Below are 15,908 nucleotides of genomic sequence, written 5' to 3' on the forward strand. Positions count from 1 at the left end.
TTAAACTGGGATAAATTTAAACCGACACAAGTCTCAGTCGATCAAGACTATTCAGCCTTTAAGAGCTTACAGCAGATGTTTATCTAAAAACGTCTTCAGCATTGTGTTCACAAACTCTGGCTGCTCTAGCGAGCTAATATGACCAGCACCAGGAATCACCACTAACTCACTGCCCGTAATGCAATCGTGCATTAGGTATGACTCAAGTGCCGGACGTGGCTTATCTTCTTGTCCAACGGCAATCAAAACTGGCAGTGCAAAGTTCTCTACCGCTTCAATCATATCGCGACGCCCAAACACCATTCGACCGATTCGTGCGACTTCTTCAGCTTGCTCACCCTTAAGTGACGATAGCTGCTGAGTAAAACCTTCCACTAAAGCTGGTGAGTTAGTTTGAGCATCATTGGCGAAGAACAGTGGAACAACCGCTTCTACAATCGGCTGAGGAACCATTTTGGTTTGAGTAATGGTGTCTAACATACTGAAGTATTTAGCATGAGCAACTTCTGGCTCTAAACCAACAAAGGTATCCATAAGTACCAGGGACTTGATTCGTGCAGGAGCTAATTCCGCCAACTCTGTTCCCCACATACCGCCAACCGATAAGCCAACCACAGAGAATTCTTCGATCTCTAAATGATCAAGCAGAGCCAAAACGTGCTGAGCGTAATCTTTCAAGTTACGCATCGAAGCTGGTGCAGCTTGTGACTCACCATGAGACCAAAGCTCTGGAACAATACAGCGATACTGAGTTTTTAATGCATCGATCTGCGGCTTCCACATTGCACTATCCCAAAGGTAGCTGTGACCTAACACAACAACAGGGCCTTGACCTTCATCTAGGTACGCCATCGACTGATTGTCTACTGTAAACTTGTTCATTGTTCTTCCCTAATCTCTATTAGCAATTATTTATCGACATATAGTCGGTAAGCTAGGATATAAAAACGGCCGCACAAGGCGACCGTTTATCGAAACACACTGGTTTATTCTGCGCTTAGCTTTTGTTGACCGACGGTTTCTTGTTGATCGACGGTTTCTCGTTGAACGATTGCTACTGGTTACGCAATTGGCTCTAGTTGGTCAATTGGCCAACGCGGCGTAGCATGAACAGACAAATCAGCCGTTTCACCATTTTTAAGGCGTTGCATACCTGCGTAAGCAATCATCGCACCGTTATCAGTACAGAATTCAGTTCGTGGGTAGTAAACCTCACCACCGATTTTCTTGGCCAGCGCTTCAAGCTCAATACGTAGCTGTTTGTTGGCACTAACACCGCCAGCAATCACGATACGTTTCATGCCCGTCTCTACCAAAGCACGCTTACATTTTATTACCAAGGTCGCACAAACGGCTTCTTGGAACGCGTAAGCAATATCAGCACGAGTTTGGTCATCGTTGTCATTAGCGCGAATGGTATTTGCCGCGAACGTTTTCAAACCAGAAAAGCTCATATCTAGCCCTGGGCGATCGGTCATTGGACGTGGGAACTTAAAACGCCCCGGAGTCCCTTTTTCTGCAAGTCGAGATAACAACGGGCCACCCGGGTAATCTAAGCCCATCAGCTTCGCGGTTTTATCAAACGCTTCACCCGCCGCATCATCAATCGATTCACCAAGGATTCGGTATTCACCAATGCCTTTTACTTCGACCATCATGGTATGACCGCCAGAAACCAGCAGAGCAACAAATGGGAATGGTGGAGGATTGTCTTCTAGCATTGGCGCAAGAAGGTGACCTTCCATATGGTGCACTGGCACAGCAGGCACGCCCCACGCATAAGCAATACTGCGACCAATCGTTGCACCCACAAGCAATGCACCAACCAAACCGGGACCTGCTGTGTAAGCCACGCCATCAATGTCTTTCGACGTTAGGTTCGCTTCTGCCAATGCCGCTTTAATCAGTGGAATGGTTTTTTTTACGTGGTCACGCGACGCTAGCTCAGGTACCACACCACCGTAATCGGCGTGCAGTTTTACTTGGCTGTATAACTGATGAGAAAGCAGCCCTTGCTCATCATCATAAATTGCGATTCCTGTTTCATCACAAGAGGTTTCAATACCAATAATGCGCATAATTTTCTCGGCACGCTTTCGTCTAAAATGGGAAATTAGCGCAATATTACCCTGCCTAAGCTCTTCAAACAAATATTGTACAGACTATAATCGACAAAGTGCTTTACAAAGCCACTGTGATCGGATTAAAATTCCGCACCATTTTTGATCAAGCTGGTTAATGGCCAAACGCGAATAGAGAGTTAGCTCGATGGGTAACTTCTCTGATTTGGTACTGAGTAACCAGCGATAATGAATAACCCCTGAGGTGAAAGGCATATGCCAATAGTTAAAGTACGTGAAAACGAACCGTTCGACGTTGCACTACGTCGTTTCAAGCGCTCTTGTGAAAAAGCAGGTATCCTTTCTGAAGTGCGTCGTCGTGAGCATTACGAAAAGCCAACTACAGTTCGCAAACGCGCTAAAGCAGCAGCTCAAAAGCGTCACGCTAAAAAGCTAGCTCGCGAAAACGCACGTCGCGTTCGTCTGTACTAATAACTTAATCCATAAGGACTGAGTTATGGCTCTTATTGAACAACTCAAAGAAGAGCAAAAATTAGCGATGAAAGCCAAGGACAAACCGCGCCTTGGCACTATCCGCTTAGCTCTTTCAGCAATTAAGCAACGTGAAGTTGACGAACGGATCATTCTGAACGACGACGACATTATTGCTATATTAGTTAAAATGGTTAAGCAACGTCGCGATTCTGTTGCTCAATATGAATCGGCAAATCGTCAAGATCTTGCTGACGTGGAAAAAGCAGAAATTACGGTACTTGAAGGCTTTATGCCTCAACCGCTAACTGAAGAAGAAGTTATTGCACTACTTGATAGCGCAATCGCGGAAGCTCAACCTGCGGGCATGCAAGACATGGGTAAAGTAATGGCTATCTTGAAACCACAAATTCAAGGGCGTGCAGATATGGGTAAAGTTAGTGGTTTAGTTCGTTCTAAACTCGCTTAATCCCAAATCAAATTGCAACAAGCCGTGCAATCCTTCGGAACGCACGGCTTGTTTGTATCTGTAACCTATTCAAACTATTATTATCCACACTCTCAGTTAGTGCATTTTTCTAAGGTTTTATGGCAGGACACATCCCGCGTAGTTTCATCGATGATCTCCTAGCGCGTCTCGACATTGTCGATATTGTGGACGCACGCGTGAAACTTAAGAAAAAAGGCAAAAACTATGGTGCTTGTTGCCCATTTCACAACGAAAAGACCCCTTCTTTCAGCGTAAGCCAAGAAAAACAGTTTTATCACTGCTTTGGTTGTGGCGTACACGGCAATGCTATCGACTTCATTATGGAGTTCGAACGTCTCGATTTTGTTGAAGCGATTGAAGAGCTGGCCTCATTTTTAGGGCTTGATGTTCCTAGAGAACAGCGCAGCGGTGAAATATCCACGGCGCCAAGAGCCAACAGCGAACAAAAACGTAACCTCTACGATTTGATGGGCGGCATCAGTAATTTTTACCGCTCTCAGCTAAAAATCTCAGCGAACAAGCCTGCGATTGATTACCTAAAAAATCGCGGCCTTTCTGGTGAAATCGTACAGAAGTTTGGGATTGGCTACGTCGCTGATGAATGGGACTTGGTTCGTAAGAACTTTGGCCAACAAAAAGAAGCTCAAGACATGCTCGTTACTGGCGGCATGTTGATAGAAAACGATAAAGGCAACCGATACGATCGATTCCGTGGACGCGTGATGTTCCCGATTCGCGATCGTCGTGGTCGAGTCATTGGTTTTGGTGGTCGCATCTTAGAAGACGGCACACCGAAATACCTGAACTCACCTGAAACGCCAATTTTCCATAAAGGCAAAGAGCTCTACGGCCTTTATGAAGTGATGCAGGCCTACCGAGAACCGCCGCAAATACTTGTGGTTGAAGGTTATATGGATGTTGTCGCACTCGCGCAATACGATGTCGATTATTCAGTAGCATCGCTTGGCACAGCAACAAGTACAGAGCAACTGCAAACACTATTCAGACAAACTAATACTGTAATTTGTTGTTACGATGGTGACCGAGCAGGCAGAGAAGCCGCACGAAGAGCTATGGAAAACGCATTAGAGTTCCTTAATGCGAACAAAGTACTAAAGGTTTTATTCCTACCTGATGGTGATGATCCTGATAGCTACATAAGAGAAAATGGGAAAGCCGCATTTGAAAATGAAATTAAAAATGCGGAATCGTTAATCGACTTTTTATTAACTGAGATAAAAAAAGACGCTCCGGATACTGACTCGCGACGTTGGGGAACTTATGTTGCTACTAATGCAGCCCCTTTACTAGATAAGACTCAAGATCCTTCTTTAAAAGCATATTTATGGCGAGAACTTGCTTTAGGTACGGGGTGGAGTGATTTCCAACTTCAAAAGTTTCTCAATGCTTTATTAAAGGTTAATAGCGACAATAAACCTCAACCACATAAAGAGCTAAAGCGCACTCCAATGCGTGAAGTTATCGCTTTGCTTATCCAAAATCCGAGCTATGCTGATATGGTACCGGATTTATCAAGTGTCAAAGGCTTACAGTTGCCAGGACTAAGTTTATTCATCGAAGTACTTGATATCTGCCGAGTGAACCCCCATATCAGCACAGGCCAATTATTAGAACATTGGCGAGAGAACAAACATGAGGCACTTCTGTCTCGTCTCGCGAGCTGGGAAATCCCCCTCGACGAAGACAATCAAGAAGACATATTTTTAGACTCATTGGACAATATCCTTGCCCAATGCGTTGAAAAACAAATTGAAAACCTGCAGGCCAAAGCAAGAAGTGTCGGTTTATCAGCCGAAGAAAAAAGGGAGCTACTCGCTTTAATGCGAGATCTAAAAGCGTAACCCTGTTTGATTAGTCAGCATTTAAGAAATTTGTTAACATAATTGGTTTGCATTTGAGAATGCAACGTCCTTCACCAGACCTGAAGTTGGATATCATCTATGGATCAAAATCCGCAGTCACAGCTAAAATTACTTGTTATTAAAGGCAAGGAACAAGGCTATCTGACCTACGCCGAAGTAAACGACCACCTACCTGCAGAAATCGTGGATTCTGAACAGGTAGAAGACATCATTCAAATGATCAATGACATGGGTATCAAGGTAGTAGAAACTGCACCTGACGCTGATGACCTAGCTCTTAATGATGACGATGCCAATATAGATGAAGATGCAGCTGAAGCTGCTGCTGCTGCGCTTTCAAGCGTAGAAAGCGAGATTGGCCGTACTACTGACCCAGTTCGTATGTACATGCGTGAAATGGGTACAGTTGAACTACTGACTCGTGAAGGCGAAATCGACATTGCGAAGCGTATTGAAGATGGTATCAATACCGTTCAATTATCTGTTGCTGAGTACCCAGGCACGATTCCATATATCTTGGAACAGTTTGACCGTGTACTCGCTGAAGAGATTCGCTTAACAGATCTAATCAATGGCTTTGTTGACCCAGACGACGATGGCACAGCTGCGCCAACGGCGACTCACATCGGTTCAGAGCTCGCTAAAACTGATCTAGAAGACGAAGACAAAGAAGAAGCAGAAGACGACGAGGAAGAAGAAGAGGAAGATACAGGTATTGATCCTGAGCTTGCTCTTGAGAAATTCACAGCGCTTCGCACTAGCTACCAAAACCGTCAACTAGCAATCAATGAATACGGCCACGAAAGCCCGAAAGCAACGCTTGCAACAACAATGATGCAAGACGTATTCAAAGAATTCCGTCTGACGCCAAAACAGTTTGATTACCTAGTAAACGAACTGCGTACTTCAATGGATCGCGTACGTACTCAAGAACGCCTAATCATGCGTCAAACGGTTGAGTACGGCAAAATGCCGAAGAAATCTTTCATTGCACTATTTACTGGCAATGAATCTAGCGAAGCATGGTTGGACGAAGTTCTTGCTTCAGACAAGCCATACGCTGAAAAGATCAAACGTAACGAACACGACATCCGTCGCTCTATCCAAAAGCTGGATATCATCGAACGTGAAACGTCTCTTACTGTTCAAAGCATCAAAGATATCAGCCGTCGTATGTCTATCGGTGAAGCGAAAGCTCGTCGTGCGAAGAAAGAGATGGTTGAAGCGAACTTACGTCTAGTAATCTCGATTGCTAAGAAGTACACAAACCGTGGCCTACAATTTCTGGATCTGATCCAAGAAGGTAACATCGGTCTGATGAAAGCGGTAGATAAATTTGAATACCGTCGTGGTTACAAATTCTCTACTTACGCTACTTGGTGGATCCGTCAAGCAATCACTCGTTCGATTGCCGACCAAGCTCGTACTATCCGTATTCCGGTTCACATGATCGAAACGATCAACAAACTAAACCGTATCTCTCGTCAAATGCTACAAGAGATGGGTCGTGAACCGCTTCCGGAAGAGTTGGCTGAGCGCATGCAAATGCCTGAAGACAAGATCCGCAAAGTACTGAAAATCGCTAAAGAGCCTATCTCAATGGAGACACCAATCGGTGACGACGAAGATTCGCATCTAGGTGATTTCATCGAGGATACAACGCTAGAACTGCCTTTAGACTCTGCAACGGCAACAAGCCTGCGCGGTGCAACTAAAGACGTTCTTGCAGGCCTAACTCCTCGTGAAGCGAAAGTACTGCGTATGCGTTTCGGTATCGACATGAACACTGACCACACTCTTGAAGAGGTTGGTAAGCAGTTCGACGTAACTCGTGAACGTATCCGTCAGATCGAAGCAAAAGCACTGCGTAAACTTCGTCACCCAAGCCGCTCAGAAACTCTGCGTAGCTTCCTAGACGAGTAATTACACGCTTTAGTGTGGTTAGCTTTTAAGCATAAAATAAAAAAGGTGAGCGTTGGCTCACCTTTTTTGTGCCTACGTGATTTAAGTGGCTAAGATGTAAGCGGAATTGCCCCTCATAGTGTCTAGACACCATTGATTGGTTCCCCTATAATCTATGCCCTACGGCCCCTTAGCTCAGTGGTTAGAGCGCACGACTCATAATCGTTCGGTCCCCAGTTCAAATCTGGGAGGGGCCACCAAATTCCGATAAGGCTCATGAAGAAATTCATGGGCCTTTATCTTTTCTAGTCCTTTCCATATCCGGTCTTCGATTACTTCCTGTAAGCACCATTCCATTAGCGCCAGTGAAACACTCCACCTAATCACCACAGAACCCGTAAATCTATCTCAGGCTGATATCAACCATCAGTAACCTCTCTTATCTGTACAACACGATTCTGCGCTAAATACATACCATTCAACACCAGAGAAGACCCCCAGAAAAACTTCCCGACTAAACCAACAAAAATATAACCAACATTCAGTTCCATTAGATTTAGTAATTTATGTAGATGTAAATGAGATACCTAAATGGAGTTCTAGCTGAGATCAGTCAGGAGACTCAGCACCGAAGATTAGAACCAGATGACTGTTGAACAATGATGACCAATTACCCTCAGTGGTAATTGGTCTGATATCTCTTAAGTGATTTAGGTTAGTCGTCAGCAGCAGTGAACCACAGAGCCAGAAATGAAGGCTAATCACTGGACTGGTATTCATACTGGAATCGGTAATCTCAACGCTAGGAGTGGTTCTAGGGCGAATCTCGTATGAGTTCGAGGGATAAGTTGGGGCAGTGGAATCAGATGGAAATCTAGCGTGAGAATGCCATCGACGGGGTTGATGGGGATGTCAGGGATGTCGGAGTTGGAAGGGTTAACAGGGTTAACAGGGTTACTAGGGTTGGTTCTGAAATAACTAATGAATCCGTTCGGCAACTTCCCAACCCTATCAACCCTAGAATTGACTCGAAAGACCGGACTAGGACCGGACCGACGACGCCGTCAACAAAACCTAGGGAAAGTAATTCCTGAGGGAATCAGGTAGAGCAAGGGCTAGAGAGAGATTACAGGGCCAGTCTAGTGTGACCGACCCAGCGACTTAGGATTTTAGGATTTTAGGATTTTAGGATTTTAGGATTCTTCTGGCCTTACAATAATCAACTCATCGCTGTTTAAGCCTGACTGGATAAATAACTCCGGAGTGTTTTCTTCATTTAATCCTTCCATCATCATGAGAGCTTTAGCTTGGTTAAATGCTTTATTTAAAGAAAGTCCAAAACTATCAGACTCTGCTTCAGAATTGGATACGGTCGGTATCAATGAAGTCTCAGAATACCTCGGCTATTCTCAGTTATCCTCCACTGAATCAGCTGCAAAACTTCAAGAACTGCTCAATTCTACTCAAGACCAAGTATTTGTAGCAGAGTGTAAAGGTCAAATTATTGGTTGGCTACATCTTTTCTATGCTAGACGTCTCGCCTCAGACAACTTTTATGAAATCGGTGGGTTAGTTGTTTCCCCTAAAAGTCGTGGTCATGGTGTTGGTCGAGCTTTAGTCCAATATGCTCAGGCTAAAAATTTGGGTAAATTTAGAGTACGCTGTAACGAAAAAAGACTTGATGCACATAAGTTTTACGGAAGCATTGGCTTTGATAGCAGCAAGGTTCAGTGGGAGTTTCAAGTTCGCTCATAATTAACGCAGCGTAAGGCTTCTAAGCGTATGGTATTTAAATTAGGTAGAAAAAAATGGGCTTTGTTGCGTAATTAAATTTAAAGATAGAACTACCCCGTTTCGCGCATTTCTTAATCAATACGACAAGTTTCAGGTATACCTAACCCTGTAAGCTTGTTCAACGCTTTTATCATCGCGTAAGCTTCACCCACCTGGGCATTGTAATTTCTTAGTTTCCCTCCTAGCAACTATTTAACTCGATACATCGCTGTTTCTGAGAGTAAACGTTTGTGGTATCCATACCGCTCTTTCCATACTTATTTGAGCCGTATAATTTCTGGCAACCCACGGCGAGATTCCGAGGGTGACCACGCTCCCAGAAGGCTGCCCCTTCTCTTGGGGGAATAAGCGCAATGGCTCCCTTAATCTTAATAGCAGCATGACACAATCTCGTGTCGTAAGCTCCACCACCAGACACCTCAAGGATACTTCGGCGTGTTTGTTTCAGTAAGTTCGGGAGGGCTTCTCCATCTGTAACCGTCGATAAACTTAGCTCGGCTGCGATAATTTCATGAGTGCTTGTATCAACGGCAATATGCAGCTTTCGCCAAACTCTACGCTTGCCATCTGTCCCGTGTTTTTTGACTTTCCATTCACCTTCGCCATAAACCTTTAGGCCAGTCGCATCAATGGCCAGGTGCTGTATTGCTCCTCTCGCTTTAGTCTTAAATGAGACCTCAACTTGCTTTGCTCTACGACTGATGCAGGTGTAATGCGGACAACTTAATGGAACATGGGCAAGCATAAATATTGAGTCGATAAACCCTTGCAGAGCTCTCAGTGGCATAGAAAAAACTCGTTTCACCATGAGCGCTGTCGTGATAGCTAAATCGCTGAACCGACGTGGCCTCCCGCTCTTACTCTGTTTGCTTTGCGCCCACCCGTTTATTGCCTCTTCATCAATCCAAAAGGTCAGAGAGCCACGGTTAATAAGTGATTGGTTGTATTGCTTCCAGTTGGTTGTTTTGTAACGAGGTTTAGGCATAGAGCTACGAGAAGGAGTGAACGTAGCTGATCAGATCGTAGGCTCTTGATTTAGCTCCATTGAATTACGCAACAAAGCCCATATGATACAAAAAATTGCCACGAGACCCTGAAAAATGGGACAATAGCGGAGTGGAAAACTGAGTCTGGTTATCACTCTCGTTCAATACCTGAGACCGCAATGTCCCGATATAAAGGACTAACAAGCGGTAAATTGAGCTTGAGATGTTACAACGCTCAAGTTGGCGAAATCATGGCGAATATCAAAGCGATTAACAAAGTCATAGGACTAGGTATGCCTGTTAGAAGCTAACGGCTAGCGATGTATGGTGTCGTTGATCTTCAAGCTGATTTGATCAACAACGCCAGACGTTTGCGTAAAACTTGTTTTACTTTGTTATTAGATAAGCGCGTTATAAACACCACATTCTAATGTTCCAAATAAAGGCCTTACCTCAATCAATATCGAGGTAAGGTCATGACAAACATTATTTGAATAATGTGACATTATTTAAAATTACTAATAATATCCAGTCTCTTAAATAAGGATAAAGCTAAGATGACAGCGACAAAAAAATGGGAAGTAAATTTTATTAAGAGTAATACATCTAAATATGTACATATACTAAATGGTGCTTTGTGTTTAATGCTTTCTCATCATTCATATTCAAGCGAAAATGCTCAGGAGGTAACAACGAATCATACTGAATTCATACCTGGACAAACATTCGTAAAAAATGATGATATCGCAACTTATAAAAATGAGTGTTTTATTGCAAAGAATAATCCTGGAGTATGGGAGACACCATATTTAAACTCATGGTTTTGGGATAATATTGATTGTGACGATACCTCCCCTGAAGAACCTAAGCCTGACCCGGTTTATATTGAGTTCATTCCTGGACAAACAATCGTAAAAAATGGCGATACCATAATCTATAATAATGAGTGTTTTATTGCAAAGAACAACCCAGGAACATGGGAAACACCACATTTAGGGTCATGGTTTTGGGATGATATTGATTGTAAATCTGTAGAACCAATTATTATTCAAGATGTTGTCTACTTTCCAGCGATTGCAGACACTTGGGTTCGAGAAGCCAGTGGCAATACCAATAACTTTGGTCACGAGCAAAAAATCCATTTAGCGAAACGCGATGGTGATGCCAGAATGAAAGCGAGCGGTCTTATTAAGTTTGATATGGAAGCTCTTGGATCATTACCGAAAGATTCTGAAATAAGTAAAGTGGAATTAGTTTTAAGAATTTTAAAAACCCAAGGTGAACCGATTACCGATATTTATGTTACGGACTCTCCATGGGAAGAGATGACTGTTAGTGGTAGTACACCAATTGAGTTAGGTGAAAAAATTGGCACTTGGGAAGCCGAAGAACAGTCAGGTATTATGACGATGGATATCACTGATTTTTTAGCCAGAAACCCAGATAAGAAAATGCTGTCATTTTACCTCACGATTGAAAACTCAGATGGCAGCACGGCAAGTGAAGTTCATGTTCAATATTATACAAAAGATCAATTTGATTTTAATACGGTTCAACCACCGACAATACGAATTGAGTATAGCTATGAACCAGATGACTCAGAGCCTAAGAGCGCCAAAATTTATGATAAATTTCTAAACAATGATTACTCGGGTGATTATTTCTTAAATGACTGGGGAACCGCTGGCTATAAAATGGGAAGTGAGCTTCCACAAGCATCTGAGTTATCAGATTTAGAGATCTTTCATGTTTCATCTTATGGGGCAAAGCCGAACCAAGACGGAGTTGATGATTATGTTGCTATACAGTCTGCAATTGATACTGCAGCAGAAGCTGGTGGTGGTATTGTTCAGTTTGAAAGTGGTTCTTATGACATAAATGTTGATAAGAATGAGTGGAATACACTTTCGATCAGCGCATCAAATATTATTTTAAGAGGTCGTGGTGATAAAGGGGATTCTGCCACGATAATAAGACAGCATGAAACCACGCTTAAGGTTAAAGCTGTGGCCACTGAACATTTAATCAATGTTGGAGAAGGAACGAATACCGGCATTGGCTCTTTTTCTTCTGCGTTGGTTAAAGATGTTATTCCTGGCGATGATAAAGTACAAATAGATCTTAATACAAGAGTTGCGTTAAAGCCTGGTGATAAGATTGCTTTAACAAGCTATATGAATGATATAAATGGTAAATTTAACCGAGCTCCACTTTTGGAAGCACTAAAACCATTGACTCTTGATGAGACTTGGACCATTCGTAATGGAACCCGAGCAGTACGTTTCGCAAATACGGTTACTGAAGTTAAAGAGATAGACAGTGATTTAGGTGGAAATATTGTTGAAGTCACCGTTGCAACCCCTTTCCCGTATGAGTTTAAAGTTTCCTCGGCTTCAGATTTGAGGTTATACACACAAAGATTTGAGAATGTTGGTATTGAAAACTTACAAATAGAAATGATAGTTCCTGAGACATATGCATATGCTCATCACAAAGTAACATCAGATTATAATTACGATTATGGTAATGGTGGTATTCGATTCCATCAAGTGAAAAATAGCTGGGTGAAAAATGTGACAATCCACAACTTTACGATGGATTTATCGTTAAGTAATTCACTACATAACACCGTAGATAATGTCACCATTAGTGGTGTTGCTGGCCATCATGGTATTGGTTATTATGGAACACAAGGCGCTGGTAGTTATCATAACTTAGTACAAAATATTGAAATGAGTGCAAACAGAACACACGCTATTTCATATAACCAAAGCTCTGGTGGTAATGTCTTACGAAACTTATCAACCAAAGTTAGAAATGATACACATTCAAATGCCTTTATTGCCAATATTGACTTTCATGGCGGTGTATTGGGTCACAACTTAGTCGAACAGTCAGGGCAAATTCAAATCAACAGTGCAGGAGCTTGGAGAAATTTACCTCATTCAGGTCCCCGTAATGTTCTGTGGAATGTAACGACAAGAGGACAAGAGGTGCATGAGCGCTCTGGTTATGCTTATGAAAATGGACAAGGTGATGGTCAATATACATCGAATCGCTATGATCACTACCGTTTACATCCTAAAACCATAGTCGTTGGTGCAAATAGCCAATACTTTCAATCAACGGTTGATCGTAAAGCATCTGATCAAAAAAATGATTGGTTTTATGTAGAAGCACTAAACCAGAAGGAGCCTGTGTACCCTTTATCACTTTATGAAGCTCAAAGAGCATTGCGTCAGAACAAAGATAAATAATGTTGGTTCTCACAGGTCTGCGGGAACTAAAAGTTAATCACCACCTTTAAAGAAGGTGACTTTGTTGCGTAATTCAGTTTAGAAATAGCCCTACCCTGTTTCGCATGCTTTTTAGTCAATACGACAAGTTTCAGGTGAACCTAACCCAGTAGATTTGTCAAATCCTGGAGTGTGACTTAATGTAATACTCGTTGTGCTAACCCAAGGTTTAGACAAAAGAACGGCTCTCAATCTGGAGCCGTTCTTCGTTATATTGTTACGCAATTGAACATAACAGGAAATGCCTGGGTAATCCTCCCATTAATAATTGCATTCAATCGGTGTTTTTCAAGGTAGTTGTCATCATTTGCTTGCTTATTAAGCAGCTTCTCTTTCTGGATTCAGGTGAACCTCACCAACAGGCGCGCAGTTCCTGATATCACCAGACCACCGCTCAGGCTTTCGCTGTTTTGCAGCAAGCAATACCTCTACACGGCGCTTCAAGATCTCTTTATCTTTTCCATTGTGACGATCTGAAGGCGTGACGTAATTTAGCTTACTGTGCTTGTGCTCGTTTCAAAGCCTTTTACTAGTCAACTTGGCATGTACTTTACCGTGCGGAACAATGACTCGACATACGGGTGATCTCCTCCAGCCAGACTGGACAGCGCACTAAGCGACATATTGTTTTTCAAAGTTAACTTGGCTTAGATACCCAAGGGCACTGTGCCTTCTTGTTCGATTATAATCAACTTCGATGTACTCAAAAAGTGCTTGGCGCATCTTGATCTGCTCCAGTCAGACTGGACACTTAGCTAAGCGACATTTTGCTTTTCAAAGTTCATTGGGCTTAGGTACCCAAGTGCACTGTGCCTTCTCGTTCGATTATAATCAACTTCTATGTACTCGAAGATCGTTTGGCGCATCTGCTCTCTCGTCATGATCGGCTCATATTGGATTGCTTCAACTTTCATTGAATGGAAGAAGCTCTCAACACATGCGTTGTCCCAACAGTTCCCTTTTCTACTCATACTTTGTTTTAAATTATAAGTGCTTATGAGATCTCGATAGTCTTTCGAACAGTACTGACTACCTCGATCGCTATGAGTTATAACCTGCTCAGGGAACCCTCGACGGAATAAAGCCATCGATAAGGCATCACAGACCAGTGAGGCCGTCATTCTCGTATCCATAGACCAACCAATAACTTGCCTTGAATAAAGGTCAATAATGACAGCTAAGTACAGCCAGCCTTCGCTTGTGGCAACATAAGTGATGTCTCCTGCCCATTTTTGATTCGGAGCCATTGCGTTAAAATCTTGAGCGAACAAGTTCCGAGCAACGGGCATTTTATGCTTACTGTCTGTTGTACACTTAAACTTGCGTGCTGCTTTCGCTACCAAATCCTGACGTTTCATACTGGCGGCAATGGTCTTAACATTATGGTTATCACCGCTCTCTGCTAGCTCTTTCTGAATACGTCTTGAGCCATCTCGTTCTTTGCTAACGTCAAAGGCTTCTTTTACTTTGGTATAAAGCTTTTGACGCTCTGTCTCACGTTGAACCGCCTTGTGGCGATTCTCAACCCAATAATAAAACCCACTTCGAGAAACTCTGAACACCTTAGCCATACGGGAAATACTGAAACTCAGCAGGTGTTCGAGCATAAATTCATAGCAATTTACTTTAGATTTTTCGCGAAGTAGGTGGCGGCCTTTTTTACGATTTCTAGCTCTTCTGCTTGCTCTGCCAACTGCCTCTTTAGCTTAGCGACTTCAATGGCCAATTCTTGTTCTCGTTGGCTAATACTAGAATTCTTCTTTGTGGCTTTTCGCCAACCGTAGATCTGAGACTCATGTAACGAGAGCTGTCTTGCGGCTGCAGCGACTCCCACTTTATCTGCCAGCTTCAGGGTTTCTGCTTTAAATTCAGGAGAATGGATAATACGTTTCTTCTTACTTGTCATGGTTCACCTCATTAGTGATTGTACTCACTTAACTCAGTGTCCAAAACTGCTGGTGCGGATCACAAATCGGTGACAACATCGTTTCAACACCTCAGCTTTACGGCGGTACTTACACCCTATTTGCTCATATGCTACCAAACCAAGGGATCGAAGTTCGCTTTGCTAAAGACGATAAACCAGAAAGCTTAGCTGCACTGATCGATGAAAAAACCAAGGCGGTTTATTGTGAAAATATCGGTAACCCGGCAGGGAATATTATAGACTTAGAACGTGTTGCTGAGCTTGCTCACGCACAAGGTGTACCTGTGATTGTTGATAACACGGTGGCGACGCCTGTGCTATGCAAACCTATCGATTTTGGCGCTGATATCGTGGTTCACTCGCTAACCAAATACGTTGGTGGTCACGGAACAACGCTGGGGGGCGTTATTGTCGACTCAGGCAAATTCCCATGGGCAGAGCACAAAGATCGCTTCCCGGTCTTTAATCAACCAGAACCTTCTTACCACGGTGTGGTTTATACCGAAGCCTTTGGCGAAGCCGCATTTATTGGCCGCGCTCGAACCGTTCCATTGCGTAATACAGGCGCAGCACTGTCACCCATGAATGCCTTCATGTTGATGCAGGGTCTAGAAACGTTGTCGCTACGCATGGAGCGACACACCGAGAATGCACTGAAAGTAGCAGAATACCTTAAGCAACATGAGAACGTGAGTTGGGTAAGCTACGCGGGGTTACCAACCTCTGAGTTCTACCCATTGGCTGAGAAGTACATGCAAGGTAAGCCGTCTGCCATTTTATCTTTTGGCTTGAAAGATGGTTATGAAGCCGGTGTTCGTTTCTATGATGCGCTGCAAATCTTCAAGCGCTTGGTGAACATTGGCGATGCAAAATCTCTCGCTTGTCACCCTGCTTCTACAACACACCGTCAATTAAGCGAAGCGGAACAAAAGCAAGCAGGTGTATCACCAGAGATGATTCGCCTCTCAGTAGGTATTGAGCACATTGACGATATCTTGGCTGACCTAGAACAAGCACTTAATGCTTAATACTTAATAACGGTAAAGCTAGCTCTAACGCTGATCGTTAGCTAACAGAC

10 protein-coding genes, 1 tRNA gene and 3 pseudogenes are annotated in these 15,908 nt (G+C 43.2%); 9 read left to right on the forward strand and 5 right to left on the reverse strand.

Annotated elements, in window-relative coordinates:
* Positions 1-66: 66 nt before the first annotated feature.
* Both AC3CHU_RS14070 and tsaD read right to left on the reverse strand, forming a co-directional pair.
* A complete protein-coding gene (locus tag AC3CHU_RS14070; RefSeq protein ID WP_488524764.1) occupies positions 67-882 on the reverse strand; it encodes an alpha/beta fold hydrolase in 816 nt (271 codons plus the stop codon).
* 179 nt (positions 883-1,061) lie between these two features.
* Positions 1,062-2,078 (reverse strand): tRNA (adenosine(37)-N6)-threonylcarbamoyltransferase complex transferase subunit TsaD, encoded by a 1,017-nt coding sequence (gene tsaD / locus AC3CHU_RS14075; RefSeq protein WP_004735972.1) that lies wholly within the window; start codon positions 2,076-2,078, stop codon positions 1,062-1,064.
* 258 nt (positions 2,079-2,336) lie between these two features.
* Between tsaD and rpsU the strand changes: the two genes are divergently transcribed.
* From rpsU to AC3CHU_RS14105, 6 genes are all read left to right on the forward strand, one after another.
* A complete protein-coding gene (rpsU, locus tag AC3CHU_RS14080) occupies positions 2,337-2,552 on the forward strand; it encodes a 30S ribosomal protein S21 (RefSeq protein WP_004396009.1) in 216 nt (71 codons plus the stop codon).
* Between the two features lie 25 nt (positions 2,553-2,577).
* The gene (locus tag AC3CHU_RS14085) at positions 2,578-3,021 is read left to right on the forward strand and encodes a GatB/YqeY domain-containing protein (protein ID WP_488524765.1); all 444 of its coding nucleotides are present in this window, start codon (positions 2,578-2,580) and stop codon (positions 3,019-3,021) included.
* A gap of 119 nt (positions 3,022-3,140) precedes the next feature.
* On the forward strand, positions 3,141-4,904 hold the full coding sequence (gene dnaG, locus AC3CHU_RS14090) for a DNA primase (RefSeq protein WP_488524766.1): 1,764 nt from the start codon (positions 3,141-3,143) through the stop codon (positions 4,902-4,904).
* 99 nt (positions 4,905-5,003) lie between these two features.
* A complete protein-coding gene (gene rpoD / locus AC3CHU_RS14095) occupies positions 5,004-6,848 on the forward strand; it encodes an RNA polymerase sigma factor RpoD (protein WP_009847799.1) in 1,845 nt (614 codons plus the stop codon).
* Positions 6,849-7,011: 163 nt separating this feature from the next.
* Positions 7,012-7,087, forward strand: a tRNA-Ile gene (locus AC3CHU_RS14100).
* 1,003 nt (positions 7,088-8,090) lie between these two features.
* A complete protein-coding gene (locus tag AC3CHU_RS14105; RefSeq protein ID WP_488524767.1) occupies positions 8,091-8,582 on the forward strand; it encodes a GNAT family N-acetyltransferase in 492 nt (163 codons plus the stop codon).
* 110 nt (positions 8,583-8,692) lie between these two features.
* Here the strand turns inward: AC3CHU_RS14105 and AC3CHU_RS14110 are convergent.
* Positions 8,693-9,606 (reverse strand): annotated as a pseudogene (locus AC3CHU_RS14110) (IS5 family transposase).
* Positions 9,607-9,669: 63 nt separating this feature from the next.
* Here AC3CHU_RS14110 and AC3CHU_RS14115 point away from each other — a divergent pair.
* Positions 9,670-9,918, forward strand: a pseudogene (locus AC3CHU_RS14115) (hypothetical protein); the annotation flags it as partial.
* Between the two features lie 246 nt (positions 9,919-10,164).
* Positions 10,165-12,864, forward strand: a complete 2,700-nt coding sequence (locus tag AC3CHU_RS14120) for a CBM96 family carbohydrate-binding protein (RefSeq protein WP_488524768.1) — start codon at positions 10,165-10,167, stop codon at positions 12,862-12,864.
* 651 nt (positions 12,865-13,515) lie between these two features.
* Here AC3CHU_RS14120 and AC3CHU_RS14125 read toward each other — a convergent pair.
* Positions 13,516-13,626 carry an IS3 family transposase gene (locus AC3CHU_RS14125; RefSeq protein ID WP_488524769.1) on the reverse strand — a complete coding sequence of 37 codons (111 nt, stop codon included), beginning with the start codon at positions 13,624-13,626 and terminating at the stop codon, positions 13,516-13,518.
* A gap of 32 nt (positions 13,627-13,658) precedes the next feature.
* Positions 13,659-14,809 (reverse strand): IS3 family transposase gene (locus AC3CHU_RS14130; protein ID WP_488524770.1). Its coding sequence is split into 2 segments (ribosomal slippage): positions 13,659-14,566 and positions 14,566-14,809, totalling 1,152 coding nucleotides; the frame shifts between segments, so codons are not numbered across the junction.
* A 59-nt stretch (positions 14,810-14,868) separates the two neighbouring features.
* On the opposite strand from AC3CHU_RS14130, the pseudogene AC3CHU_RS14135 reads away from it, so the two are divergent.
* Positions 14,869-15,858, forward strand: a pseudogene (locus AC3CHU_RS14135) (O-acetylhomoserine aminocarboxypropyltransferase/cysteine synthase family protein); the annotation flags it as partial.
* Between the last annotated feature and the right edge of the window lie 50 nt (positions 15,859-15,908).

Source organism: Vibrio sp. QJM3NY_39, assembly GCF_057785895.1.